Genomic DNA, 23152 nt, shown 5'->3' on the forward strand with positions numbered 1-23152 from the left:
CCCGTGGCGCTGACCGCGCCCGCGCAGTTCGACGCGCTGCTCAGCCAACAGGCGGGGGCGTGATGACCGCGGCGACCGAAACCGACGTCCACAAGCTCCCGGCCCTGCTGAACGCCTTGCGCCTGCCCTCGTTCAAGGCGCACTGGCAGGAGGTGACCGAGATGGCCGACCACGAGGGCTGGGCGACCGCCCAGGCCCTGGCGCTGCTCGCCGAGTACGAACTCGCCGAGCGAGAGACCCGGCGGATCCACCGGAACCTCCAGGCCTCGCGATTACCCGCGGGCAAGACCCTGGCCACGTTCGACTTCTCGGTCGTCCCCGAGGTCTCCAAGGCGCGCGTGGACGCGCTCGCCGCCGGCGACTGGCTCGCCGGGGCGGGCAACCTGATCGCCATCGGCAACTCCGGCAGCGGCAAGTCGCATCTGCTCGCCGCCGTCGGTCACGCCCTGATCGAGGCCGGCTACCGGGTGCTGTACAGCCGCACCACCGACATGGTGCAGCGCCTGCAGGCCGCCCGCCGGGACCTCACGCTCGAACGCGAACTCGCCAAGCTGGACAAGTACCACCTGCTGATCCTGGACGACATCACCTACGCCCAGAAAGATCAGGCCGAGACCAGTGTGCTGTTCGAGCTGATCGCAAGGCGCTACGAGACCCGTAGCCTCGCTGTGGCGGCCAACCAGCCGTTCAGCGCCTGGGAACAGATATTCCCCGACCGGGCCATGACGGTCGCGGCGATCGATCGGCTGGTGCACCACGCCACCATCCTCGAGCTGAACGTCGAGAGCTATCGTCGGCGGACCGCCGTCAGCCGCCAAACCGACCCGGCTGACGCCGCGTCATCCGACAGCGACAGCCTCGGCGACAACCCCAGCGACAACAACCGAGAAGGAGGTGACGACACCGAAAGCTAAGCCCTCAACATCATCGACCCGCACCGGCTACGACCTTGTCGCTCAACCGGTCACGCTGCTTGACGCGCTACAGCGAGCGCCAGAAAAACCCGTGTTCCTTGCCGCATGTGCGCTGCTCCCCCGTGTTCCCGGCCCTGGCACGCCCGCGGACGGAACTGTCCGGCCATCGCGCGCCGAACAGCCCATGCCGAACAGCGCATGGTAGCGCGAGGCAGCCTGGATCGCCAGCCGCGGCCCCGATTTTTCGCGCCGGCGGCAGGCGGGGATTAGAGTCTTGGTAACCACTGATGTGCAGTCTGCACGCGCTATTCCACGCGATCAGACCAGGGGGCCCACGGACGATGGCAGCGGAGTCGGCCGAGCAGCTGCACGCGGAAATGCTGGCGCGCCTCGAGAAGGGCAGCGGCCGGTTCAGCAATCTGTTCCAGAACTGGATCAAGTTCGAGAACAACGGCGAGCGTCTGTTCAAGGCGCGCGGAGCCAACGGCGAGAGCTTCATGCTCCGGCGGCTGGCCGACTACGAGGTGTCCAAGGCCCTGGTCGTGCTCGAAACGGCGATGGCTTTCTGGGACGGCGAACGCTTCGCCCTGTACATCAACGCCGAAGACAACGACGGCAACGGCATCTGGCACTACCTGGCCGACAACCTGCGCCTGAACGAGGGGCGTGAGACGCTCAAGTTCGCGCACATCCTGATCAAGCTCGACGTCGACTTCGCCCGGCGCAACAAGTACGGCATCAGCCCGCTGGGCAAGATGCTGGTGCCCGAGCCGAAGTGGCAGTCGATCAACGCGCTGATCCAGACCAAGCACCTGCAGATCGTCAACGTCGAGAACGCGGTCGCCGAGCAGGCGAAGGGCGACCAGGGCGTACTGGCCAACCTGATGTGCGGGATCTTCGCGGGCGATTTGGCGGACAACCGCGCCCTGCTGTCCCAGCACGTGCTCAAGCAGGCGGTTCAGTCCAACACCGACAAGGAGCAGCGACAGGCGACCTGCCGGCTGTTCTTCGACTATATCAACGCCGAGGACGGCACGACCGCCTTCCACAAGCTGTTGGGCCAGGCCAACTCCGCGATGTTCGAGGATCTGCTGGGCCTGTTGATGCAGCAGACCGAAGAGACGGTGATGGGCATGTCGCCGCCCGACGTCGCGACCAAGAAGGTGTACCGGCAGGCCGTGCTGTGCCGGCGCCTGCTGAAGCGCGACAAGGCCAGGCGCACCCTTTTCGTGCACTGCATGATGCTGGGCAAGACCAATTATCTGCGCAAGCTGACGGGCATGCTGCTGAACGACGACCTGGCGATCAAAAAGCTGGTCCGCGGCGAGCCACAGCCGCAGCCCGTGGTTGTCGACAAGAGCTCGCCCGCGCCGCATAACCCGCTGCTGTCGGCGCTGCTCGCGCGCGACCGGCGCGGCGATACGCTGCTGCACCTCGCGATCCTGCAGAACGACCGGGAGGCGCTGGAGGTGCTGATGCAGGGCCTGGCGTCGAACGACGTCCACGCGATGCTGACCAAGGTCCCGGACGCCGCCGGCGCGGTCCCGGTCGAGATGGTCGAGCTGGAGAAGGCGAAGGCACGGCTGGGCCGCGCGGTCAAGGCCGGGCGGATGCCGATGGAGCTCGCCAACGCCCGGCTCAAGCGGCTGGCCAAGGTGGACAAGGAGCTGCGCAGCTACATCGCCGACAAGATCGCAGAGATCGAGGCGTTGGCCAGCGACACCACCGGCGGCACCCCGCTGGCCCCCAACTTCGACGTCCGCAAACTGGTCGGCGCGGCGTAGAGCAAAAAAAGCGCCGGCCAGGGCGAGGCCCGGCCGGCGCTGTCTCGGCTGACGTCGCTGAAGGCGGCGAGCCTAGCCCTGCAGGGCGCTCATCACGGCCTGCTTCGGGTCGCCGCCGTCGCGGGTCTTCACGCCGGTGAACACCAGCGGCCCGCCGCGGTCGAACCAGCGGTCGAGGATCTCAGGCTTCTCCCGGATCAGCTTCTTGCCGGCCTCCAGGTAGCTCATCTCCTGGTTGATCACGTACTTGCCGAGCATGTTCTGCTCGTCGAGCGTGAAGGTGTAGTTGGTCAGCAGCTGGCCGACGTTGGGGCACTCCCAGGCGTAGCCGGTGCGCACGGCGGTGTAGACCGTGGCGCCGCCCTTGTTCGGGCCCCAGTATTCCTCGCCGCCGGACAGGTAGGCCATGTCGATGTTGAGGTTCATCGGGTGCGGCTCCCAGCCCAGGAAGGCGGCCCACTTGTCCTGGCGGGCGTTCTTCTTCACCTGGGTCAGCATGCCGGCGGAGGAGGAGGGCAGCAGCTTCCAGTCGCCGAGACCATAGGCGTTGTCGGCGATCATTTCCTTGATGATCCTGTTGCCGTCGTTGCCGGCCTCGATGCCGTAGATCGTGCCGTTGAACTTCTCCTTGTATTCATCGAGGTCGGAGAAGTGCTTCACCCCGGCTTCGTAGGCGTTCTTGGTGACCGCGACGGTGTACTTCGCGCCGTCCAGGTTGGCGCCCAGGATGTCGATCGAGCCTTCCTTCATGTACTTGGCGATCATCGACTTCTGGGTCGGCAGCCACAGGCCGAGGAAGACGTCCCGCTGGTTCTTGGCGAGCGAGTTGAACATGATCGGCACGGAAGCCGTGATCAGGTCGGTCTCGTAGCCAAGCTGCTGCAGCACCCAGGCCAGAGTCTCGGTCTTCGCCGTCACGCCGGTCCAGTTGACCTGTTCCAGGCGCACGGTCCCGCAGGAATCGCCTTCCTGCGCGGCCGCCGGTCCAGTGACCAGCGCGGTGGTCGCCAGCGCGAACGCGCCGGCGGCGAACAGTTTCTTGAAGGTCATCAGTGAAGTCCCCTCGTTTGCCATCGTTGTTGTCAGGAGTGTTTGGTCTTCTTGGGCCTGCGGTCGCGCCGATGCGCGCGTTCCGGCCCCTGGATCGCGCGACCCGGGGCGCTGCGCACCCGACCGGTGCCCGTCTTTTTGCCGCCGCACGTGGCCCTGTGCGGCGGGCCGACGTGGCCGCAGTTCGTTCGCCCGCCGTGAGCCGCGCCGCGGTCAGGCACATGGCGCTTTCCGGCCGCGCATCGGCGGATCGGGCTGAGGCGCGGCCCGGGCGCTTGCTTAGGCCGGCGCGGGGTCGGCGGGCCCCGCGGCGCACCAGCGGCGGATAGCTTACGGCGCCGCCAGCGTCCCGGCCAGGATACGGTTTTTGATTGAACGTTCAAACAAAAAAAGCTACACGAGGGATTGCCGGGCGGCCAGCCGGCCCAGCCGCGGGCGTTCGCGCCGTAGGCCGTGCCCCGGATCGCAACGCGGGCAAGACCAACGCCGGGGCGGCTTGGACGCCTTCGGCCGTGCGGGTGTAGGCGGGCGTCGACACCGGGCGTCGACACCGGACGCGCGCCCATCCCGTCGGGTGGCGCCAACCGCCGGTTCACGAAGGGGGACGGTCGCCGATGCCGAAGCGTGGGATGGAGCCGGTCCGCCGGCGCCAGATGATCGACGCCACGATCCGCACGATCCACGAGGTCGGCTTCCCGAACACCTCGCTGGCCCAGGTCGCCCGGCGCGCCGGGGTCAGCCAGGGCCTGGTCGCGCACTACTTCCGCGACAAGGCCGGTCTGCTGGAAGCCACGATGCGCCACATCGCGGGCGAGCTGAAGGCGGAGGTGGTGCAGCACCGCCGGGGCCAGACCGACCCGCACGCACGCCTCGACGCCGTCCTGGAGGCGAACTTCTCGGCGCGCTCGTTCGCGCCGGAGAGCCTCAGCGCCTGGGTCGCGTTCTGGGGCCAGACGCACCGCAACCCGCAACTGGGTCGGATCCAGCGGGTCCTGCGGGTGCGGCTGAAAAGCAACCTGGCCTACGACCTGCGCCAGCTGGTGCCGAACGCCGAGGCGCGCCGGATCGCCCAGGGCCTGTCGATCTTCGTCGACGGCCTCAGCCTGCGCACCGCGATGGGCGAACGCGCCCTCGACCGGCAGGCCGCGCGCGCCTTCGCCTTCGACTATCTCGACACCGAACTCGCCAAGAACGGCGTCACACGGGAGCGCAGCCATGCAGCCCAAGGATGACCTGAAGCTCTACATCGGCGGCGGCTACGTTGCCGCGCAATCCGGAGAGACCTTCGAGACCGTCGACCCGGCGCGCAACACACCGATCTGCCGGGTGCACCAGGCCGGCCGGGCCGACGTCGACGCCGCCGTCGGCTCGGCCCGGCAGGGCTTCGAGGTCTGGTCGCGGATGACCGGCGCGGCCCGCGGGCGCGTGTTGCAGAAGGCGGCCGACCTGCTGCGCGCCCATCGCGACGAGCTGGCCCGGCTGGAAACGCTGGACGCCGGCAAGCCGCTGTCGGAGACGCCGGAGGCGGACGTCGATTCGGGCGCCGACTGCCTGGAGTACTTCGCCGGCCTCGCCAGCAAGCTGGGCGGCGAGTACCAGGAGGTCGACGACGCGTTCTTCTACACCCGGCGCGAGCCGCTGGGCGTGTGCGCGGGCATCGGCGCCTGGAACTACCCGCTGCAGATCATCTGCTGGAAGGCGGCGCCCGCGCTCGCCGCGGGCAACGCCATGGTGTTCAAGCCGGCCGAGCTGACCCCGCTGTCCGCCCCGCGCGTCGCCGAGCTGCTGACCCGGGCCGGGCTGCCCGACGGCGTGCTGAACGTGGTGCAGGGCTTCGCCGAGACCGGCCGGGCGCTGGTCAACCATCCCGGCGTCGCCAAGGTGTCCCTGACCGGCGAGGCGGAGACCGGCAAGCTCGTCGCCAGCGAGGCGGCGAAGAGCTCGCTGAAGCACCTCACCATGGAGCTGGGCGGCAAGTCGCCGCTGCTGGTGTTCGCCGACGCCGACCTCGACAACGCGGTGTCTGGGGCGATGCTGGGCAACTTCGCCACCCAGGGCGAGGTCTGCACCAACTGCACCCGCGTGTTCGTCCACGCCGACGTGGTCGACGACTTCCTGGACCGCCTGGTCAAGCGCACCAGGGCGATCAAGCTGGGCGATCCGTCGGACGCAAGCGTGCAGATGGGCCCGCTGATCAGCCGCGAGCACCAGAAGGTCGTGCTCGACTACATCGAGGCCGGCAAGCGCGAGGGCGCCAATCTGCTGGTCGGGGGCGGCGCGCCCGACGATCCCGCGCTGGCCGACGGCAACTACGTCCTGCCGACGATCTTCGATGGCTGTACCGACGAGATGCGGATCGTGCGCGAGGAGATCTTCGGCCCGGTGATGTCGGTCCTGACCTTCCGCGACGAGGACGAGGCGATCCGGCGCGCCAACGATACGCCCTACGGCCTTGCCTCGGGTGTGTTCACCCGGGACCTGAACCGGGCGCACCGCTGCGCGCGCGAACTGCAGTCCGGCATCTGCTGGGTCAACCACTACAACGTCACCCCGATCGAGATGACCTTCGGCGGCGCCAAGCAGTCCGGGCTGGGCCGGGAAAACGGCCGCCAGGCGATCGAGTACTACAGCCAGCTGAAAAGCGTGTTCGTCGCGACGGGCGACTGCGAAGCGCCGTTCTGAGCCTGAACCGACGCGCCCCGCACCCCGTCCGCCGCCCGACGCGTCCTGCCCAGGAGGCCACGGATGAGCGATACCCCCGAAAGCTTCGACTACATCATCGTCGGTGCCGGTTCCGCCGGGGCCGTCCTGGCGCACCGGCTGAGCGAGGATCCCGACACCTCGGTCCTGCTGCTGGAGGCCGGGCCGCCGGACTGGTCGGTGTTCATTCACATGCCCTCGGCCTTCGCCGAGCCGCTGAAGGGCCGGACGTTCAACTGGGCGTACTACTCCGAGCCCGAGCCCTACATGGACGACCGGCGGATGTACTGCCCGCGCGGCAAGACGCTGGGCGGCTCCAGCGCGATCAACGGCATGGCCTATATCCGCGGCCACGCCCGCGACTACGACCGCTGGGCGCGCACCAACGGCATGGAAGGCTGGGCGTTCCGGCACGTGCTGCCGTATTTCAAGAAGGCGGAGACGCACGAAACGCTGGCCGGCGACCCCTATCACGGCGAGTCCGGGCCGCTCTACGTCACCCGGGGCGAGCGCCGGAACCCGCTGCACCGCGCTTTCATCGAGGCGGGCCAGCAGGCCGGCTACCCCTACACCGACGACATGAACGGCTATCGGAACGAGGGCTTCGGCCCGATGGACCGCACGACGAGGAAGGGTGTGCGCGCGTCCACGGCCAACACCTACCTGCGCCCGGTCAAGGGCCGGCCGAACCTGACCATCCGCACCCGGGTGCTGACCAACCGGGTGGCGTTCGACGGCACGACCGCGACCGGTGTCGAGGTCACCTACCGCGGCCGGACCCAGACGATTCGCGCCGCGCGCGAGGTGCTGGTCTGCGCCGGGGCGATCAACTCGCCGCAGTTGCTGCAGCTGTCCGGGGTCGGTCGGGGCGACCACCTGAAGTCGATCGACGTGCCGGTGGTCTCCGACGTGCCCGGGGTGGGCGAGAACCTGCAGGATCACCTGGAGGTCTATGTCCAGCACAAGTGCAAGCAGCCGATCACGCTCTATTCCGCGACCAAGCCGCTGAACAAGGCGATGGTCGGGCTGCAGTGGCTGGCCACCCAGACGGGCCTGGGCGAGAGCAACCACTTCGAGGCCGGCGGCTTCATCCGCTCGGAACCCGGCGTCGAGCACCCGAACGTGCAGTACCACTTTATGCCGGTGGCGGTGAACTACGACGGCTCGGACGCCGCCGACTTCCACGGCTACCAGGCGCACGTCGGGCCGATGCGTCCGGAAAGCCGCGGGCACGTCAAGGCGCGCTCGAACGATCCCCGGCAGGCGCCGGAGATCCTGTTCAACTACAATCAGACCGAACGCGACCGGAAAGAGATGCGCGACAGCATCCGCCTGACCCGCGAGATTCTGGAACAGGACGCCTTCGCCCCCTACAGCGACGGTGAGCTGGAGCCCGGCCCGGACGTGAGGAGCGACGCCGAGCTCGACGCCTGGGTGCGGCAGAACGGCGAAAGCGCGTACCACCCCTCGTGCACCTGTCCGATGGGCCACGACGACATGGCGGTGGTCGACGGCGAGGGCCGGGTGCACGGCACCGAGAAGCTGCGCGTGGTCGACGCCTCGATCATGCCGTCGATCGTCTCCGGCAACCTGAATGCGCCGACGATCATGCTGGCCGAGAAGATCGCCGATCAGATCCGCGGCACCCACCTGCCACCGGATGATCCGCCGATCTGGATCCACCCCGAGTGGCAGAGCCAGCAGCGGTGAGCCGTGTGCCCTTCTCCCCTAACTGGTTCCCCTCCTCCCGTGGGAGGAGGGGCTAGGGGAGGAGGGACCACGAGCGCCGACGCCGCGGGCAACCTCCTCTCCCCAGCCCTCTCCTCCCAGATGGAGGAGCGGGGATTATTCGGCCCCCAGCCGCGCCAGCACCCATTGGCGCGCGGCCTCGACGTCCCCGACCGTCTCGCCCTCGGGCTCGCTCGGCCGGTCGATCATCACCACCGGCAGCCCCAGCGCACGCGCGGCGGCGAGCTTGGCGTAGGCGCCGTCGCCGCCGCTGTTCTTGGTGACCACGACGTCGATCGCGTGGCGTTCCAACAGCGCGCGGTCGTCGGCTTCCCGGAACGGCCCCCGGCCCGTCACCAGCGTAAAGTGCGCCAGTTCGAGCGGTGCCTTGGGCGGCTCCACCAGCCGCACCAGGAAATGCGTGTCGCCCAGGTGCGCGAACGCGGCCAGATCGGTGCGTCCGGTCGCCAGGAACACATTGGCGCCCTGACGTCCCAGCGCCTGCGCGGCTTCCGCGGCGTCGGCGACATGTTGCCAACGATCGCCCGCGACCGGCTGCCAGGCCGGGCGCTGCAGGCGCAGGCGCGCCACGCCCGCGGCCGTGCAGGCGGCGGCGGCGTTGTCCGTCATCTGGGCCGCGAACGGGTGGGTGGCGTCGACCACCAGGTCGATCCCGGCGGTCGCAAGGTAGGCCGCCAGCCCGTCGACCCCGCCGAACCCGCCGACCCTGAGCGCGCCCGGCAGGTCGCGCCCGCCGGTCGTCCGCCCGGCGAGCGAGCTGGTCACCGCGAGCCCGGGCACGCCGGCCAGCCGGCGGGCGAGGGCGGCCGCCTCGGCCGTGCCGCCCAGGATCAAGAGCTGTGTCGGACCGGCCGTCTCAAGCGCCAAGCGGGACCGCCTCGCTGCTGCCCAGACGGCTGCCGTCGCGGTCGAAGATCAGCACCTCGATCTTGACCTGCCCGCCGGCCGTTTCCTGCGCCACCGCCGCCGCGCGCGCCGCGACGACGTCGGCGAGCGGCAGTTCGTACGCGCGCGCCACCGCCAATACCTGCGCGCCGGTCTCGCAGGCCCGCGCCCGCTCGATCACCTCCGGCGCGGCGCCCAGTTCGCCCAGCACCTCGGCGAGGAAGCCGGTATCGACCCGGCTCTTGCCCGAATGCAGGTCCAGGTGCCCTTGGGCCAGCTTGGCCAGCTTGCCGAAGCCGCCGGCGATCGAGAGCTTCTCCACCGGGTTTTCGCGCAGGTACTTCAGCATCCCCCCGGCGAAGTCGCCCATGTCCAGAAGCGCGATATCGTCCAGGTCGTAGAGCGCCTTGACCGCCGCCTCGCTGGTCGAGCCCGTCGAGCCCGCGACGTGCCGCATTCCGGCTTCCCGCGCGACGTCGATGCCGCGGTGAATCGAATGGATCCAGGAGGCGCAGGAGTAGGGGATCACCACCCCCGTGGTACCGAGCACCGACAGCCCGCCGACGATCCCCAGCCGGCCGTTCAGCGTCTCCTTGGCGATCTCCGCCCCGCCCGGGATCGCGATTTCCAGCCGGACGTCGCCGGGATCGCCGTGGGCGCGGGCGACCTCGGCCACGTGGTCGGTCATCAGCTGCCGCGGCACCGGGTTGACCGCCGCCTCCCCGGGCGGGATTTGCAGACCGCTGCGGGTCACCGTACCGACACCCTCGCCGGCGACGAACACGACGCCGCTGCCGGGGGCGCCGCGGGTCACGGTGACCCGGATCAGGCAGCCGTGGGTGACGTCCGGATCGTCGCCCGCGTCCTTGATCACCCCGGCGGTGGCGCCGTCCGCGGCCAGGCTGTGGGTGGCGAGCGCGAACGCCGGCTGCTGCCCCTTGGGCAGCCGGATCGTCACCGGATCGGGGAACTGCCCGGTCAGCAGCGCGGTATAGGCGGCCTTGGTCGCCGCGGTCGCGCAGGCGCCCGTGGTCCAGCCCCGTCTCAACTCCCCGTCCGGTTTGCGTGCCATGACGCGGAACCTAGCGGTGTTTGGGGATGTGACCAAGGCGGGAAGGCGGCACGGCGCTTCGATACCCGTTCAGCGCGCTTCGACGCGGCGCTTCGGGCCCGCTCGGCATGAAGTCCAGAGTTTTCAACACCCTATACGTCATGCGGAGCGGCCGACCGCGGGTCGGCATGTCGACGCACGGCCGACGGGTATGGAAAACGCCCCGGCCGCTCACCCCGCCCCGCCCCACGCGCCTTGCCTGCATAGACCCCCTAGCCCCCACATAGCCCGGCGGTTACAGTGCCGGGCATGCATGATCTCCCGATCGATTTGCCGCAGATGCAGCCGGGCTGGGTGTGGCTCGTCGGCTCCGGGCCGGGCGACGCCGCGCTGATGACCCTGGCCGGCTATGGCGCGCTGCAGCAGGCCGACCACGTCGTCTACGACGCCCTGGTCGACCAGCGGATCCTCGACATGGCCGGGCCGCACACGGTGCTGGAGTACGCGGGCAAGCGCGGCGGCCGGCCGTCGGCCAAGCAGGTCGACATCTCTTTACGGCTGGTGCAGCTGGCGCGGGAGAACAAGCGCGTGCTGCGGCTCAAGGGCGGCGATCCGTTCGTCTTCGGCCGCGGCGGGGAAGAAGCGCTGAGCCTGGTCGAGGCGGGCGTGCAATTCCGGATCGTCCCCGGCATCTCGGCCGGGATCGGCGGGCTCGCCTACGCCGGCATCCCGGTCACCCATCGGGAGACCAATTCCGCCGTCACCTTCGTGACCGGCCACGGCACGACCGGCGAGGTACCGGACGGCATCGACTGGCATGCGCTCGCCAAGTCCTCGCCGGTGATCGTCGCCTACATGGCGATGAAGCACCTGCACACGATCACCAGCCGTCTGCTGGCGGGCGGGCGCCGCCCGGACGAGCCGGTCGCCGTGGTCTGCCAGGCCAGCACCAGCGGCCAGCAGGTGCTGGAAACCACCGTCGCGCGGGCCCATCAGGACGTCCAGGCGAGCGGGCTGCAGCCGCCGGCGGTCGTGGTGTTCGGCGAGGTGGTGCGGTTGCGCGCCGGGCTGGACTGGCTGGGCGCGATAACCGGGCGGATGCTCGAATCCGATCCGCTCGGCACCCGCGCGAAGCGGGAGACCGGGTGAACCCGGCCGTGGGCCCGACCGCCTCGTCGACGACACCGCCTGGCCTTCTGATCGCCGCCCCCGCGTCCGGCAGCGGCAAGACGCTGGTGACGCTCGCCCTGCTCCGCGCGCTGAAGCGCCAGGGCACGCGCGTCGCCTCACTCAAGGTCGGCCCCGATTACATCGATCCCGCGTTCCACACCGCCGCGAGCGGCCGTCCCTGCCTGAACTTCGACGGCTGGGCGATGCGGCCGGTCACCCGCGCCGATGTCCTGCGGCGTTTGTCGCGGGACGCGGAGCTGCTGCTGGGCGAAGGGGTGATGGGGCTGTTCGACGGCGCGGCCGGCGGCGCCGGCTCGACCGCTGAGACCGCGCGCCTGACCGGCTGGCCAGTCGTGCTGGTGGTCGACGCCAAGGGCACGGCCGCTTCCGCCGCCGCGCTGCTGGAAGGCTTCGCCCGGCACGACCCGGGGATCGAGCTCGCGGGCGTGATCTTCAACCGGGTCGGCGGGGACGGGCATGCCGCGCTGCTGCGCGCGGCGGCGGCGCAGGCCCGCGTCGCCTGCCTCGGCTGCCTTCCGCGCCGCGGCGACCTGGAGATGCCGTCGCGCCATCTGGGCCTGGTGCAGGCCGGGGAGCACGCCGACCTCGACGCCCGGATCGACGCGGCGGCCGACTGGCTAACGCCCGCGGTCGACCTGGACGCGCTGGCCGCCCTGGCCCGGCCGGCCGATCTGCCGGCGGCGCGCGCGGAGCCGAGGGTGCCGCCGCTGCCCCCGCCGGGCCAGCGGATCGCGGTCGCCCGCGACCAGGCCTTCGCGTTCGCCTACACGACCGTGCTGGATGGCTGGCGCGCCGCCGGCGCGGATGTCGTGCCGTTTTCCCCGCTCGCCGACGAGGCGCCGGAACCGGGCGCGGATGCGGTCTATCTGCCGGGCGGCTATCCGGAATTGCATGCCGGCCGGCTGTCGGCCAACGCCCGCTTCCTGGACGGCGTGCGCGCCGCGGCGGCGCGCGGCGCCTGGGTGTTCGGGGAGTGCGGCGGCTACATGGTGCTGGGCCGCGGTCTGGTCGACGGGGCGGGCATGCGCCACGCCATGGCCGGGCTGCTGGACCTGGAGACCAGCTTCGCCGCGCCGCGCCTGCACCTCGGCTACCGCAGCCTGGAGACCGCCGCGTCGACGCCGCTGGGCCCGGCCGGCGTCCGCCTGCGCGGGCACGAGTTTCACTACGCCGCCACCCTCAGCGAGACCGGCGCGCCGTTCGCCCGCGCGGCGGACGCCGCGGGCCGCGACCGGGGCGATACCGGCCTGATCGCGGGCAGCGTGGCGGGGTCGTTCCTGCACTTGATCGACCGGGCATAGCGTGCCGGCCGATGCTGCGGTGCAAGACGCCGGAGTTGACACGAACGTCCCGGTTGCCGAGAAGGGGGACCGGGCACCGGCGCGCGGGCGTTCAGCCTGTCGCCGCCGACACCAACCCAATCCCACGACAAGCCACGCTGGAGAGATCCGCCACATGCGTATGATTCGTTCTTCCCTCCTGGCGCTGCCGGCGCTCGCGCTCAGCGCGCCGGCGATGGCCCACCCGGGCGGCCACCACGGCGGCCTGGAGGCGCTCGCCTACCACCTGCACCCGCACGGGCTGGAAATCGTCCTGGGCGCGCTCGCGGTGGTCGTCGGCGGCCTCGCGGTGCGTGCCTGGCGCAAGAACGGCGACAAGTAGCCGCGCGCCCTGCGCGAGAGGCTTGAAGGCTGGATGGCGCTCTGACGGTTTACTGTGAGGGCAAGCCGCCGAAAGGTGGTTCCACTTTTCAGCGGCTTGCCCGGACGCGCTGACCGACCGCACGGGCACGCCTTAAATCTCACCGTCGCGGAGTTTGCGCTGGGCCTCGGAGATGAACGCGTCGGCATGGATGTCGGCGGCGGCGACGCCCAGGTCGTTCAGTGTCTTGGTGGCGGCCTCGACCATCGGCGGCGGCCCGGCGAGGTAGCCGACCGCGTCCTTCAGATCCGGCGCGTCGGCGCGCAGGGCGTCGGTCACGAAGCCGGTGCGCCGGTCGGTCGGGCCGGTCGGCCCGGACAGCACGGGGACGAAGCGGAAGTTCGGGTACTGGTCGGCCAGCAGGCCCATGCGCTCTTCCAGGTATACGTCGCGCTCGGCGCGCGCGCCGAAATAGAGGTGCACCGGGGCGCGGTGGCCCTGGGCCAGCGCTTCCTCGGCGATCGCGGCCATCTGGCCCAGCCCGGATCCGCCGCCCACCGCGACAATCGGTCCGGGCCGGCTGGCCCGCAGGTAGGCGTGGCCGAACGGCCCGCGGACGATCACGCGGTCGCCTTCGGCCAGTTCGCTGGCGACGAACGCGCTCGGCCCGCTGCCGATGTTGCGGATGTGGAAGGCGAGGTCGCGGTCGCCCGGCCGGCTGGCGATCGAATAGTCGCGCGGGTCGAAGCCGGGGAAGGCGACCCGGGCGTACTGGCCGGCGACGAAGTCGAACGGGCCGCCGTCCAGCACACGCAGGCGCACGATCCAGGTGTCGTGGGTCACCGCCTCCAACGCCGCGACGCGGCAGGTCGCCTCGCGAACCGGAAAATCCGGCGCGTCGGGGTCGATCGCGGTGTCGCCAGTGTCGGGCCGGGGCGCATTGTGGTGGCGCGCGTTGGGGTGGGGCTGCGTCATGTCAGGCGGATCGTTCGCTCGCGGTTGCTACGCTGCACAGGAGACTAGAGCAAGATGCTGAACGGTGAAGTCACCTTTCAGCTAAATCTTGCTCTTTCTTCTAGCAGTTAGAGCAAAATTCACGATGCAGGTCGACTTGACCTTCATCGATTTTGCTCTAGAGCCAACGCCCATGGCGGCCAAGGGCGCGCGCGCCTCGGCTGGGCTCGCGCCGTCGATCGCCGTGCGGACCGTCGATCGCCGTGCGGACATGAAAACGCCGCCCAGCACGGCGATGCAGGGCGGCGCAGTGCCGTCGGTCGCCCGGGCGGCACCAGGCTAGACGGTGAAGCTTTCGCCGCAGCCGCAGCGGCCCTTTTCGTTCGGGTTGTTGAACACGAACCCGCTTTCGATCTTGCCTTCCTGGTAGTCGATCTCCGAGCCGAACAGGAACATCACCGAGGCCGGGTCGATGAACAGCTTCACGCCCTTGTCGGCGATTTCGTCCTCGTTCTGGCGCTTCTCGGCGGCGTACTCGAAGTAGTAGGCCAGCCCGGAGCAGCCGCGCGGCTTGACGCCGATGCGCAGGCCGCTGACCGGCTGGTCGCTCTTGCTCATCAGGTGCTTGACGCGCTGCGCGGCGGCGTCGGTGAGGGAGATCATCGCGGGAGCGGCCATGCTATGCCTTCCCTTTATCCTAACTGATGCGCGGCGGCGACCATCGCCCGCGCCACTACTCGGTCTGCTGGCAAGTCTAACGCGGGACGCCCGAAAAGCCCAGGGCCTGGACGACCTCGCTGAGCCGCGGCCCGGCGTTCAGCGGTCGTGGCCTAGAAGCCCAAGGCCAGCCGTGCGTCCTCGCTCATCAGGTCCATCGACCAGGGCGGGTCCCAGGTCAGGGTGACCGAGACGCGCCCGGTGTTCGGCAGGTCGCTGACCGCCTGGGACACCATCGGCGGCATCGAGCCCGCGACCGGGCAGGCCGGCGCGGTCAACGTCATGACGATGTCCACGTCGCCGGTCTGTTTGATCTTCATGTCGTAGATCAGGCCGAGATCGTAGATGTTGACCGGGATTTCCGGGTCGAAGCATTCCTTCAGCTTCTCCACGATCTCGTCCTCGGTCGCGGGCGTGACCCCGTCCGGCAGGGGCTCGCCCGCGGTTGAGTTAAGCCCCTCGGTCTCCGTGGGGTCGACCGTGTCGTCGATGTTGTTCATATCGACGGTGTACATGGCGCCTCTCCCGGCCGCCGCCTTGTTGGGTGCTACGGGCGCGGCGGCCTTTTCTGTGTGCCCGTCTGCTCTGCCCTGGTTCGGACCACTCGCCGACCGGTCTGACCGGACGGCGGCGCTATTCGGTCGAAATTTCCTCGTTGCCGTGAACGGCGGCTTCCATCGTGTGCCAGGCAAGCGTCGCGCACTTCACCCGGACCGGGAACTCGCGCACGCCGGAGAGCACCTGCAGGCGCTCCATCGCGTCCTCGTCCACGCCCTCCGGCAACTGCGGATCGTCCTGGGTGCACATGTCGTGGAAGGCGTTGAACAGCGTCTCCGCCTCCGCGACCGGCTTGCCCTTGAGGATCTCGGTCATCATCGACGCGGAGGCGACCGAGATGGCGCAGCCCTTGCCCTTGAAGGACACGCCCTGGATTACGTTGTCGTCGTCCACCTTCAGGTAGACCACCAGCGTGTCGCCGCACATCGGGTTGTGGCCCTGAGCCAGGTGGTTGTACCCCTCCAGCCCGCCGAAGTTCCGCGGCTTCTTGCCGTGATCCAGGATCACGTCCTGATAGAGCTCGCGCAGCTCGTCCATCATCAGCCGAACAACTCCTTCACGACCTGCAGCGCGTCGGCCAGTTGGTCGACCTCCTGCTCGGTGTTGTAGATCCCGAACGAGGCGCGCACCGTCGAACTGAGGCCGTAGCGCTCCATCAGCGGCTGCGCGCAGTGGTGGCCGGCGCGGATCGCCACGCCCGCCCGGTCGACGATCGTGCCGACGTCGTGGGCGTGCGCCTGGTCCATGGTGAACGAGACGATCGCCGCCTTGTTCTCGGCACGGCCCCAAATCCGCAGGCCCTCTATGGCAGATAGGCGCTCGGTGGCGTACTCCAAGAGCCGGTGCTCGTGCGCGGCGACCGCCTCCAGATCGTGCGCCTCAAGCCAGTCGGCGGCGGCACCCAGGCCGATCGCTTCGACGATCGCCGGCGTGCCGGCCTCGAAGCCGTGCGGCGGCCCCTTGAAGGTGCTCTCCTCGAAGCTGACCGAGGTGATCATCTCGCCGCCGCCCTGGTACGGCGGCATCTGCGTCAACAGATCGTGGCGGCCCCACAGCACGCCGATCCCGGTCGGCCCGTACATCTTGTGACCGGAGAAGGCGTAGAAGTCCGCGCCCAGCGCCTGCACGTCGACCTTCTGGTGCGGAATCGCCTGGCAGCCGTCGACCAGCACCGGGATGCCGCTGGCGTGCGCCGCGTCGGCGATCTGGCGCACCGGCAGCACGGACCCGAGCGCGTTGGAGACCTGGCTGATCGCCACCATCCCGGTGTTTTCGTTGATCAGCTGGATCACCGCCTCGGGCCGGACGCTGCCGTCCTCCTCGACCGGCGCGACCCGCAGCGTGATGCCCAGCTGGTCGCGCAGCAGCTGCCACGGCACGATGTTGGAGTGATGCTCCAGCGCGGTGATCAGCACTTCCTGGCCGGGTTTCAGGAACGCCCGGCCGTACGACGACGCCACCAGGTTGATCGCCTCGGTCGCGCCGCGGGTGAAGATCACCTCGTCCGTCCTGGGCGCGTTGATGAAGCGGGCAACCTTTTCGCGCGCGCCCTCGTAGTGGTCGGTCGAAACCTGGGAGAGACGGTGCACGCCGCGGTGGACGTTGGCGTAGTAGGTCTCCATCGCCTCGGTCATCGCGGCGATCACCGGCCGCGGCTTCTGGCTGGAGGCCGCGTTATCCAGGTAGGCCAGCGGCTTGCCATAGAGTTCCTGGTGCAGAATCGGAAAGTCCGCGCGCACCCGTTCGACGTCAAGGGTGTTGCGCGCGGACCTCTGGTGCCCGCTGGCGTCGGTCGCGGCCACGTTGCTGTCGGCGTGCCGTGGCACGGCGGCGTCGGTCATGTCGCTCACGTGCGTCGTCCTCCAAGCGGTGCTGTCACGCTCCGGTAGGCTCTCGTCCCAAGGCCCCGGAATCCCGGCAGCCTGGGGCCGGCGCGCCGGCCGCCCGACGCGGCCCATGGCCGCGGACCCGTGGACCGGGGGGCGCCGGCGCGCCTCGCAGTCTTACTGCTCCGAGCGGGACAGCCAGTCGGTGACCCGGTCGAGGAACGCCTGACGGAGGTCCTCGGTGGTGATCTCCTGGACCACCTCGGCAAGGAAGGACTCCACCATCATGCGCCGCGCGACGGGGAAGGGGATGCCGCGCGAGCGCAGGTAGAACAGCGGGTCCTTCTCCAGCTCGCCCGCGGTGCAGCCGTGGCTGCAGACCACGTCGTCGGCGTAAATCTCCAGCTCCGGCTTGGTGTCGATCTCCGCCTGGTTGCTCAGCAGCAGGCAGCGCGACAGCTGGTTGCCGTCGGTCCGCTGGGCGTCCGGGTAGACGTGCAGCTTGCCGGCGAACACCGCGCGGCCCTTGCCCTCGAGCGCGCCCTTGAAGATCTCGCGGCAGTGGGTGTCCGGCACCGCGTGCTCGATCAGGGTGGTGTTGTCGCAGTGCTGCTTGCCGCGCTGCAGGTAGGCGCCGTTCAGCCGCGCGTCGGCAAAGCTGCCCTCCAGCTTAACGTGCGGCTCGTTGCGGGACAGCTGGCCGCCCGTCGTCAGCGTGAAGCTGTCGTAGAAGGCGTTCTCCTGCACCCTGGCGTGCAGGGTGGAGACGTGGAAGGCCGCGTCCGTCTCCGCGTTCAGCTTGTAGTGGTGCAGCTTGGCGCCCGGCTCCACCCGGATCTCGGTGACGTGGTTCGCCAGGGTGTTCGCCTCGCCGATGCCGACGTGGTGCTCGACCAGCGTGGCCTCGCTGTTCTTGCCGGCGACGATCAGGTGGCGCGGGTGGTAGGCGAGCGATTCGTCGTCGGCGGCGGCCAGATAGACGACCTCGATCGGCTCCTCGATCTTGGCGCCTTCCTCGACGTGCAGAACCAAGCCGTCCTGCATGAACGCGCAGTTCAGGTGGTAGAACGGCTGCTCGTCCTGCCCCTCGGCGATCTGGTCGATCTCCTCGGCCAGCAGGTTGGGCTCGGCCTCCAGCGCCTGGGCGAACGACATCACCTTGGCGCCCTTGGGCAGGCGGCCGAGCGACGACATCTCCGCGCGGAAACGGCCGTTGACGAACACCGCCCGGTGGCCGGCCTGCTCGCCGATCAGGGTCGGCACGCGGTCGAGGCCGAGGCTGGCGGTCATCGTGGTCGCGGGGTGGAAGACCTGCCGCTCCAGCGCGCGCAGGTTGGTGTACTTCCACTTTTCAACCCGCGGGGTCGGGAAGCCCAGCTCGTCGAACCGGGTCATCCCGCGCTCGCGCAGGTTGCTCAGCCACGGCAGGGCGCTGCCCGGCAGGCTGCCGGCGTTGGTGAGCGCCGTGTACTGCTCGTGGAACGGCTGGAGCGCGCTTTCGCTCATCGCGCAAAACCTCTCTCGGGACGCTGTTGGGGACGGGGGATCGCGCCGGTAACGGCGGGGAGGTCCGGCGTTACGCCGCCTTCTCCTCGCCGAACTGCGCGTAGCCCTCCGCTTCCAGCTCGTGCGCCAGGTCCTTGCCGCCGGACTTCACGATCTGGCCCTTGACCATGACGTGCACGTGGTCCGGGACGATGTAGTTCAGCAGCCGCTGGTAGTGGGTGATCACCAGCATCGAGCGCTCCGGGCTGCGCAGCCGGTTGACGCCGTCGGCGACCGTCTTGAGCGCGTCGATGTCGAGCCCGCTGTCGGTCTCGTCCAGGACGGCGAGCTTGGGCTCTAGCGCGGCCATCTGCAGCACCTCGGCGCGCTTCTTCTCGCCGCCGGAGAAGCCGGTGTTGACCGACCGGCGCATCATGTCCTCGGGAATGTTCAGCAGCTTGCAGCGCTCGCGCAGCTGCTTGGTGAACTTCATCGCGTCGAGCTCGTCCTCGCCGCGCGCCTTGCGGATCGAATTCACCGCCTCCTTCAGGAAGGTGGTCATGGTGACGCCCGGAATCTCGACCGGATACTGGAACGCCAGGAACAGCCCGACGGCCGCGCGCTCCTCCGGCTCCATCTCCAGGATCGACTGACCCTGGAACAGCGCGTCGCCGCCGGTCACCTCGTAGCCGTCGCGCCCGGTTAGGACGTGGGCGAGGGTCGACTTGCCCGAGCCGTTCGGGCCCATGATCGCGTGCACCTCGCCCGGATCCATCGAGAGGTTGAGGCCCTTGAGGATCTCGGTCCCCTCGATCTCGGCGCGCAGGTCCTTGATCTCCAGCATCGCCATCGTCGCGTGCTCCTTCGCAAAAAGTCGGGTGCGGGCGCATCCCGCCCGCGCTGTGTTGTTTTGAGTTGCCCCGGCGGGCGGCGGCCGCGCCGGACGCGGCCGCCTGCCTGAACCGGGTCGTTAGCCGACGCTGCCTTCCAGCGAGATGCCGACCAGCTTCTGCGCCTCGACCGCGAACTCCATCGGGAGCTGCTGCAGCACTTCGCGGCAGAAGCCGTTGACCACGAGCGCCACGGCGTCCTCCTCGCTGATGCCGCGCTGGCGGCAGTAGAACAGCTGGTCCTCGCTGATCTTGGAAGTCGTCGCCTCGTGCTCGACACGGGCCTGGTTATTCCGGCTCTCGATGTAGGGCACGGTGTGCGCGCCGCACGTGTCGCCGATCAGCAGGCTGTCGCACTGGGTGAAGTTGTGCGCCCCGTCGGCCTTCGGCGAGACGCGGACTAGGCCGCGGTAAGTCTGGTCGGCGTGGCCGGCGGAAATGCCCTTGGAGACGATCCGGGACTTGGTGTTCTTGCCCAGGTGGATCATCTTCGTGCCGGTGTCGGCCTGCTGGTAGTTGTTGGTGATGGCGATCGAGTAGAACTCGCCCACCGAGTTGTCGCCCTGCAGGATGCAGGAGGGATACTTCCAGGTGACGGCCGAGCCGGTCTCGACCTGGGTCCAGGCGATCTTCGAGTTGTCGCCCCGGCAGGCGCCGCGCTTGGTGACGAAGTTGTAGATCCCGCCGACGCCGTTCTCGTCGCCCGGGAACCAGTTCTGCACGGTGGAGTACTTGATCTCCGCGTTGTCCAGCGCGACCAGCTCGACCACGGCGGCGTGCAGCTGGTTCTCGTCGCGCTGCGGCGCCGTGCAGCCTTCCAGATAGGAGACGCTGGAACCTTCCTCCGCGATGATCAGCGTGCGCTCGAACTGGCCCGTGTTCTCCGCGTTGATGCGGAAGTAGGTCGACAGCTCCATCGGGCACTTCACGCCCTTGGGGATGTAAACGAACGAGCCGTCGGTGAAGACCGCGCTGTTCAGCGTGGCGAAGAAGTTGTCGGAGTAGGGCACGACCGAGCCCAGGTACTGCTTAACCAGATCCGGGTGGTTGTGGATCGCCTCCGACATCGAGCAGAAGATAATCCCCTGCTCCTCCAGCTTCGCCTTGTAGGTCGTGGCGACCGACACGCTGTCGAACACCGCGTCGACGGCCACGCCCGCCAGCATCTCCTGCTCCTGCAGCGGGATGCCCAGCTTCTCGTAGGTCTCCAGCAGCTTGGGATCGACATCGTCGAGCGACTGCGGCCGGTCCTTATCCTGCTTCGGCGCGGCATAGTAGTACGCGTCCTGGAAGTCGATCGGCGGGATGCTGCACTTCTGCCAGGAGGGGTGCTTCATCGTCAGCCAATGGCGGTAGGCCTTCAGCCGCCATTCGAGCATCCACTCCGGCTCTTCCTTCTTCTGCGAGATGAACCGGATGATGTCCTCGTTCAGGCCCTTCGGGGGACGCTCTTCGTCGATCTCCGTGACGAAGCCGTACTTGTACTTCTGCCCCGTGACCTCCTGGACCTGCTCGACCGTCTCGGCGGTAGCACCCATGGCTTGGTCTCCTGCTCTCTAGAGCCTTCGTGTGGGCCGTCCGTTGCGGGTGGCGTGTGCAAGCGCCCGGAAAGCGGCCTTGGTTGTCGTCGTGCGTGCGTCGTCGTCGGTGCGACTGGCGTTGCGTTGTACGTCCCGGCGATCCGCGTTGGATCGGGCGGCGCGTTATTCCGCGACCTGCGCGGCCGTGTCGCGCGCGAAGGCCGGCAAACGCGTCTGCTGGTCGGCGATCAGGTCGGCCAGCGTGACTTGCGAAAGCGCCTGGTGGATCACGTCGTTGACCCGGTCCCAGGTGCCGCGCATCGGGCACAGCGATTCGACCTCGCAGCCGGACCCGCCGTTGTCGACGCAGGCGGTCAGTGCGATCGGCCCTTCCAGCGCGCGGATGATCTCCGCCACCGTGATCTCGCCGGCGGTCCGGCTGAGGGCGTAGCCGCCGCTGGCCCCGCGGTGCGAGTCGACCAGCCCCTCGCGGGTCAGGACGTTCAGCACCTTGGCTACCGTGGGCAGCGGCACGGAGGTGTCGCGGGCGATCTGCTGCGCGCTGCGCAGGCCGTGTCCGCTGCCGTTCATCTGCGACATCACCACCACGGCGTAGTCTGTCAGGCGGTTGAGCCGGAACATTCTGCCTCCCAATCCCGACCGATTTGGTCCGGTATCGGGGAAGCTAAAAGATGGTGGCGGAAAATCAAGCCCAATGACGCATCCGACGATCCCGCGCGATCCCGCGGACGGCACGGCGTTGCGGCGGTGGTGGCCGGGCGGCTGGGGCGGGCGCAACGGTTTCGATCCCGAACCATCGCCGGCCCTCGGCGGCGCAACGGCGGTCCCGGCGGGGATCACGGCTCGTGGTGGGTCAGCACGCGCTCGATGTCGCCGGTCAGGTGCTTGCCGGGCAGCAGCTGGTTGAGCCCGATCCCGACCAGCGCCGACAGCGCCATGCCGGACAGCTCGACCACCTCGCCGATCGGCAGCACCGCCCCGCCGATGCCGACCACCAGCACGACCGAGACGATCGCCAGGTTGCGCTTCTCGCCCAGGTCGACCCGGCCCTCGATCATGGTGCGCAGGCCGCTTGCCGCGATGATCCCGAACAACAGGATCGAAACGCCGCCCATCACCGCCGAAGGGATGGTGTTCAGGAACGCCGAGAAGTTGCCCAGGAAGCCCAGCAGGATCGCCAGCACCGCCGCGCCCGCGATGACGTAGATCGAGAACACCCGGGTGATCGCGAGCACCCCGATGTTCTCGCCGTAGGTGGTGTTGGGCGGCCCGCCCAGGCAGGCGGCCAGCATGGTCGCCACGCCGTCACCGGAGAGCGAGCGGTGCAGGCCGGGGTTCTTCACCGTGTTGCGGCCGATCACCTTGGACAGCACGAACTGGTCGCCGATGTGCTCGGCCACCGTCACCACCGCGACCGGCACCAGCAGGAAGAACACCTCGGGCGGCACGCTGGTCTGCTGGGTCACGAACGGGATCACGAAGTCGGGCGCGCGCACCACGCTGGCCTCGAGCACCGGCGTGACGTCGACCAGCCCGGCCGCCGCGGCGATCGCGTAGCCGGCCAGGATCCCGATCAGCACCGGCAGCATCGACAGGAAGCCGGTCAGGAACACCGCCGCCATGATGGTGATCGCCAGCGTCGCCATCGCCACGCCGAAGTGCAGCGCCGAATAGTCGCCGCCGCCGGCCTGGTTGGTCGCCATGTCGACGGCGGTGGAGGCGAGCGACAGGCCGATCACCATGATCACCGGTCCGACCACGACCGGCGGCAGCAGCTTTAAAAGCCAGCCCACGCCGAAGCCGCGGATCGCTGCCGCCACGATCAGGTAGACCAGCCCGGCGGCGAATGCGCCGACCATCGCGCCGGACACGCCGGCCGCCTTGGCGCCCGCGGTGATCGGCGCGATGAACGCGAACGAGGACCCGAGGTAGGCCGGGATTTGCCCCTTGGTGATCACCAGGTAGGCGAGCGTGCCGAGCCCGCTTGTCACCAGCGCCACGGCCGGGTTCAGGCCGGTCAGCAGCGGCACCAGGATGGTGGCGCCGAACATGGCGAACAGGTGCTGCAGGGAAAGGATCAGCCACTTGCCGCCCGCCGGCCGCTCGTGCAGGCCGACCGCGGGCGTGACCGCCCCGTTCGCCGGGGTGTCGATCCGGTCGCTCATGAAGCAAGGTCCGCTTGGTCGTAAGGTGTCTCGGGCGGCGCCGGCCGCTGG

At 69.3% G+C, this 23152-nt stretch carries 22 protein-coding genes; 9 read left to right on the forward strand and 13 right to left on the reverse strand.

Going from position 1 to position 23152, the window contains the following annotated elements:
- The first annotated feature begins 62 nt into the window (after positions 1-62).
- Positions 63-914, forward strand: a complete 852-nt coding sequence (istB, locus tag CKO28_RS10710) for an IS21-like element helper ATPase IstB (RefSeq protein WP_200340773.1) — start codon at positions 63-65, stop codon at positions 912-914.
- A gap of 341 nt (positions 915-1255) precedes the next feature.
- Positions 1256-2698: a hypothetical protein gene (locus tag CKO28_RS10715; RefSeq protein WP_200340774.1), complete on the forward strand. Its 1443-nt coding sequence runs from the start codon at positions 1256-1258 to the stop codon at positions 2696-2698.
- 72 nt (positions 2699-2770) lie between these two features.
- Here CKO28_RS10715 and CKO28_RS10720 read toward each other — a convergent pair whose 3' ends face one another.
- The gene (locus tag CKO28_RS10720; protein WP_200340775.1) at positions 2771-3748 is read right to left on the reverse strand and encodes a glycine betaine ABC transporter substrate-binding protein; all 978 of its coding nucleotides are present in this window, start codon (positions 3746-3748) and stop codon (positions 2771-2773) included.
- A 614-nt stretch (positions 3749-4362) separates the two neighbouring features.
- Here CKO28_RS10720 and betI point away from each other — a divergent pair.
- The 3 genes from betI to betA all read left to right on the forward strand — a co-directional run bounded on the left by betI (position 4363) and on the right by betA (position 8158).
- Positions 4363-4980, forward strand: coding sequence for a transcriptional regulator BetI (gene betI / locus CKO28_RS10725; RefSeq protein WP_200340776.1), 618 nt, complete (start codon positions 4363-4365; stop codon positions 4978-4980).
- A complete protein-coding gene (gene betB / locus CKO28_RS10730) occupies positions 4964-6430 on the forward strand; it encodes a betaine-aldehyde dehydrogenase (protein WP_200340777.1) in 1467 nt (488 codons plus the stop codon). Before betI ends, betB begins: the two co-directional genes overlap by 17 nt.
- A 63-nt stretch (positions 6431-6493) precedes the next feature.
- Positions 6494-8158, forward strand: coding sequence for a choline dehydrogenase (gene betA / locus CKO28_RS10735; RefSeq protein WP_200340778.1), 1665 nt, complete (start codon positions 6494-6496; stop codon positions 8156-8158).
- A 135-nt stretch (positions 8159-8293) separates the two neighbouring features.
- On the opposite strand, the gene CKO28_RS10740 is transcribed toward betA, so the two are convergent.
- Together CKO28_RS10740 and CKO28_RS10745 are read right to left on the reverse strand one after the other, a co-directional pair.
- Positions 8294-9064 (reverse strand): cobalt-precorrin-6A reductase, encoded by a 771-nt coding sequence (locus CKO28_RS10740; protein WP_200340779.1) that lies wholly within the window; start codon positions 9062-9064, stop codon positions 8294-8296.
- Positions 9054-10154 (reverse strand): cobalt-precorrin-5B (C(1))-methyltransferase, encoded by a 1101-nt coding sequence (locus tag CKO28_RS10745; protein WP_200340780.1) that lies wholly within the window; start codon positions 10152-10154, stop codon positions 9054-9056. The genes CKO28_RS10740 and CKO28_RS10745 overlap by 11 nt, the downstream gene beginning before the upstream one ends.
- A 288-nt stretch (positions 10155-10442) precedes the next feature.
- On the opposite strand from CKO28_RS10745, the gene cobA reads away from it, so the two are divergent.
- The 3 genes from cobA (at position 10443) to CKO28_RS10760 (ending at position 12986) form a co-directional block, all read left to right on the forward strand.
- Positions 10443-11282 carry a uroporphyrinogen-III C-methyltransferase gene (gene cobA / locus CKO28_RS10750; protein ID WP_200340781.1) on the forward strand — a complete coding sequence of 280 codons (840 nt, stop codon included), beginning with the start codon at positions 10443-10445 and terminating at the stop codon, positions 11280-11282.
- Complete coding sequence (locus tag CKO28_RS10755) at positions 11279-12625, forward strand: cobyrinic acid a,c-diamide synthase CobB (RefSeq protein WP_338050102.1); 1347 nt, start codon at positions 11279-11281, stop codon at positions 12623-12625. The genes cobA and CKO28_RS10755 overlap by 4 nt, the downstream gene beginning before the upstream one ends.
- Before the next feature lie 154 nt (positions 12626-12779).
- A complete protein-coding gene (locus tag CKO28_RS10760; protein ID WP_200340782.1) occupies positions 12780-12986 on the forward strand; it encodes a hypothetical protein in 207 nt (68 codons plus the stop codon).
- Between the two features lie 132 nt (positions 12987-13118).
- On the opposite strand, the gene CKO28_RS10765 is transcribed toward CKO28_RS10760, so the two are convergent.
- Complete coding sequence (locus CKO28_RS10765; protein ID WP_200340783.1) at positions 13119-13940, reverse strand: FAD-binding oxidoreductase; 822 nt, start codon at positions 13938-13940, stop codon at positions 13119-13121.
- Between the two features lie 124 nt (positions 13941-14064).
- Here CKO28_RS10765 and CKO28_RS10770 point away from each other — a divergent pair, with 124 nt between their 5' ends.
- Complete coding sequence (locus CKO28_RS10770; RefSeq protein WP_200340784.1) at positions 14065-14262, forward strand: hypothetical protein; 198 nt, start codon at positions 14065-14067, stop codon at positions 14260-14262.
- Here the strand turns inward: CKO28_RS10770 and CKO28_RS10775 are convergent.
- From CKO28_RS10775 to CKO28_RS10815, 9 genes are all read right to left on the reverse strand, one after another.
- Complete coding sequence (locus CKO28_RS10775) at positions 14259-14597, reverse strand: HesB/IscA family protein (RefSeq protein ID WP_200340785.1); 339 nt, start codon at positions 14595-14597, stop codon at positions 14259-14261. The genes CKO28_RS10770 and CKO28_RS10775 overlap by 4 nt on opposite strands.
- Before the next feature lie 152 nt (positions 14598-14749).
- On the reverse strand, positions 14750-15151 hold the full coding sequence (locus CKO28_RS10780; RefSeq protein ID WP_242480486.1) for an iron-sulfur cluster assembly protein: 402 nt from the start codon (positions 15149-15151) through the stop codon (positions 14750-14752).
- 118 nt (positions 15152-15269) lie between these two features.
- Positions 15270-15734: a Fe-S cluster assembly sulfur transfer protein SufU gene (sufU, locus tag CKO28_RS10785; protein WP_200340786.1), complete on the reverse strand. Its 465-nt coding sequence runs from the start codon at positions 15732-15734 to the stop codon at positions 15270-15272.
- Positions 15734-17035 carry an aminotransferase class V-fold PLP-dependent enzyme gene (locus tag CKO28_RS10790; RefSeq protein WP_200340817.1) on the reverse strand — a complete coding sequence of 434 codons (1302 nt, stop codon included), beginning with the start codon at positions 17033-17035 and terminating at the stop codon, positions 15734-15736. The genes sufU and CKO28_RS10790 overlap by 1 nt, the downstream gene beginning before the upstream one ends.
- 162 nt (positions 17036-17197) lie before the next feature.
- On the reverse strand, positions 17198-18526 hold the full coding sequence (gene sufD / locus CKO28_RS10795; protein WP_200340787.1) for a Fe-S cluster assembly protein SufD: 1329 nt from the start codon (positions 18524-18526) through the stop codon (positions 17198-17200).
- A 70-nt stretch (positions 18527-18596) separates the two neighbouring features.
- Positions 18597-19349 carry a Fe-S cluster assembly ATPase SufC gene (sufC, locus tag CKO28_RS10800; RefSeq protein WP_200340818.1) on the reverse strand — a complete coding sequence of 251 codons (753 nt, stop codon included), beginning with the start codon at positions 19347-19349 and terminating at the stop codon, positions 18597-18599.
- A 126-nt stretch (positions 19350-19475) separates the two neighbouring features.
- Positions 19476-20933, reverse strand: coding sequence for a Fe-S cluster assembly protein SufB (sufB, locus tag CKO28_RS10805; protein ID WP_200340788.1), 1458 nt, complete (start codon positions 20931-20933; stop codon positions 19476-19478).
- 165 nt (positions 20934-21098) lie between these two features.
- On the reverse strand, positions 21099-21557 hold the full coding sequence (locus tag CKO28_RS10810; RefSeq protein WP_200340789.1) for an SUF system Fe-S cluster assembly regulator: 459 nt from the start codon (positions 21555-21557) through the stop codon (positions 21099-21101).
- A gap of 215 nt (positions 21558-21772) precedes the next feature.
- On the reverse strand, positions 21773-23101 hold the full coding sequence (locus tag CKO28_RS10815) for a uracil-xanthine permease family protein (protein ID WP_200340790.1): 1329 nt from the start codon (positions 23099-23101) through the stop codon (positions 21773-21775).
- Positions 23102-23152: the final 51 nt, after the last annotated feature.

Origin of the sequence: Rhodovibrio sodomensis (assembly GCF_016583645.1) — a bacterium.
Taxonomy (GTDB): domain Bacteria; phylum Pseudomonadota; class Alphaproteobacteria; order Kiloniellales; family Rhodovibrionaceae; genus Rhodovibrio; species Rhodovibrio sodomensis.

Excerpts from the sequence above, each read along its gene's own strand:
- istB (WP_200340773.1), top strand. The coding sequence starts at position 63 with ATGACCGCGGCGACCGAAACCGACGTCCACAAGCTCCCGGCCCTGCTG.
- CKO28_RS10715 (WP_200340774.1), top strand. The coding sequence starts at position 1,256 with ATGGCAGCGGAGTCGGCCGAGCAGCTGCACGCGGAAATGCTGGCGCGC.
- CKO28_RS10720 (WP_200340775.1), bottom strand. The coding sequence starts at position 3,748 with ATGACCTTCAAGAAACTGTTCGCCGCCGGCGCGTTCGCGCTGGCGACC.
- betI (WP_200340776.1), top strand. The coding sequence starts at position 4,363 with ATGCCGAAGCGTGGGATGGAGCCGGTCCGCCGGCGCCAGATGATCGAC.
- betB (WP_200340777.1), top strand. The coding sequence starts at position 4,964 with ATGCAGCCCAAGGATGACCTGAAGCTCTACATCGGCGGCGGCTACGTT.
- betA (WP_200340778.1), top strand. The coding sequence starts at position 6,494 with ATGAGCGATACCCCCGAAAGCTTCGACTACATCATCGTCGGTGCCGGT.
- CKO28_RS10745 (WP_200340780.1), bottom strand. The coding sequence starts at position 10,154 with ATGGCACGCAAACCGGACGGGGAGTTGAGACGGGGCTGGACCACGGGC.
- cobA (WP_200340781.1), top strand. The coding sequence starts at position 10,443 with ATGCATGATCTCCCGATCGATTTGCCGCAGATGCAGCCGGGCTGGGTG.
- CKO28_RS10760 (WP_200340782.1), top strand. The coding sequence starts at position 12,780 with ATGCGTATGATTCGTTCTTCCCTCCTGGCGCTGCCGGCGCTCGCGCTC.
- CKO28_RS10765 (WP_200340783.1), bottom strand. The coding sequence starts at position 13,940 with ATGACGCAGCCCCACCCCAACGCGCGCCACCACAATGCGCCCCGGCCC.
- CKO28_RS10770 (WP_200340784.1), top strand. The coding sequence starts at position 14,065 with ATGCAGGTCGACTTGACCTTCATCGATTTTGCTCTAGAGCCAACGCCC.
- CKO28_RS10775 (WP_200340785.1), bottom strand. The coding sequence starts at position 14,597 with ATGGCCGCTCCCGCGATGATCTCCCTCACCGACGCCGCCGCGCAGCGC.
- CKO28_RS10780 (WP_242480486.1), bottom strand. The coding sequence starts at position 15,151 with ATGTACACCGTCGATATGAACAACATCGACGACACGGTCGACCCCACG.
- sufU (WP_200340786.1), bottom strand. The coding sequence starts at position 15,734 with ATGATGGACGAGCTGCGCGAGCTCTATCAGGACGTGATCCTGGATCAC.
- CKO28_RS10790 (WP_200340817.1), bottom strand. The coding sequence starts at position 17,035 with ATGACCGACGCCGCCGTGCCACGGCACGCCGACAGCAACGTGGCCGCG.
- sufD (WP_200340787.1), bottom strand. The coding sequence starts at position 18,526 with ATGAGCGAAAGCGCGCTCCAGCCGTTCCACGAGCAGTACACGGCGCTC.
- sufC (WP_200340818.1), bottom strand. The coding sequence starts at position 19,349 with ATGCTGGAGATCAAGGACCTGCGCGCCGAGATCGAGGGGACCGAGATC.
- sufB (WP_200340788.1), bottom strand. The coding sequence starts at position 20,933 with ATGGGTGCTACCGCCGAGACGGTCGAGCAGGTCCAGGAGGTCACGGGG.
- CKO28_RS10810 (WP_200340789.1), bottom strand. The coding sequence starts at position 21,557 with ATGTTCCGGCTCAACCGCCTGACAGACTACGCCGTGGTGGTGATGTCG.
- CKO28_RS10815 (WP_200340790.1), bottom strand. The coding sequence starts at position 23,101 with ATGAGCGACCGGATCGACACCCCGGCGAACGGGGCGGTCACGCCCGCG.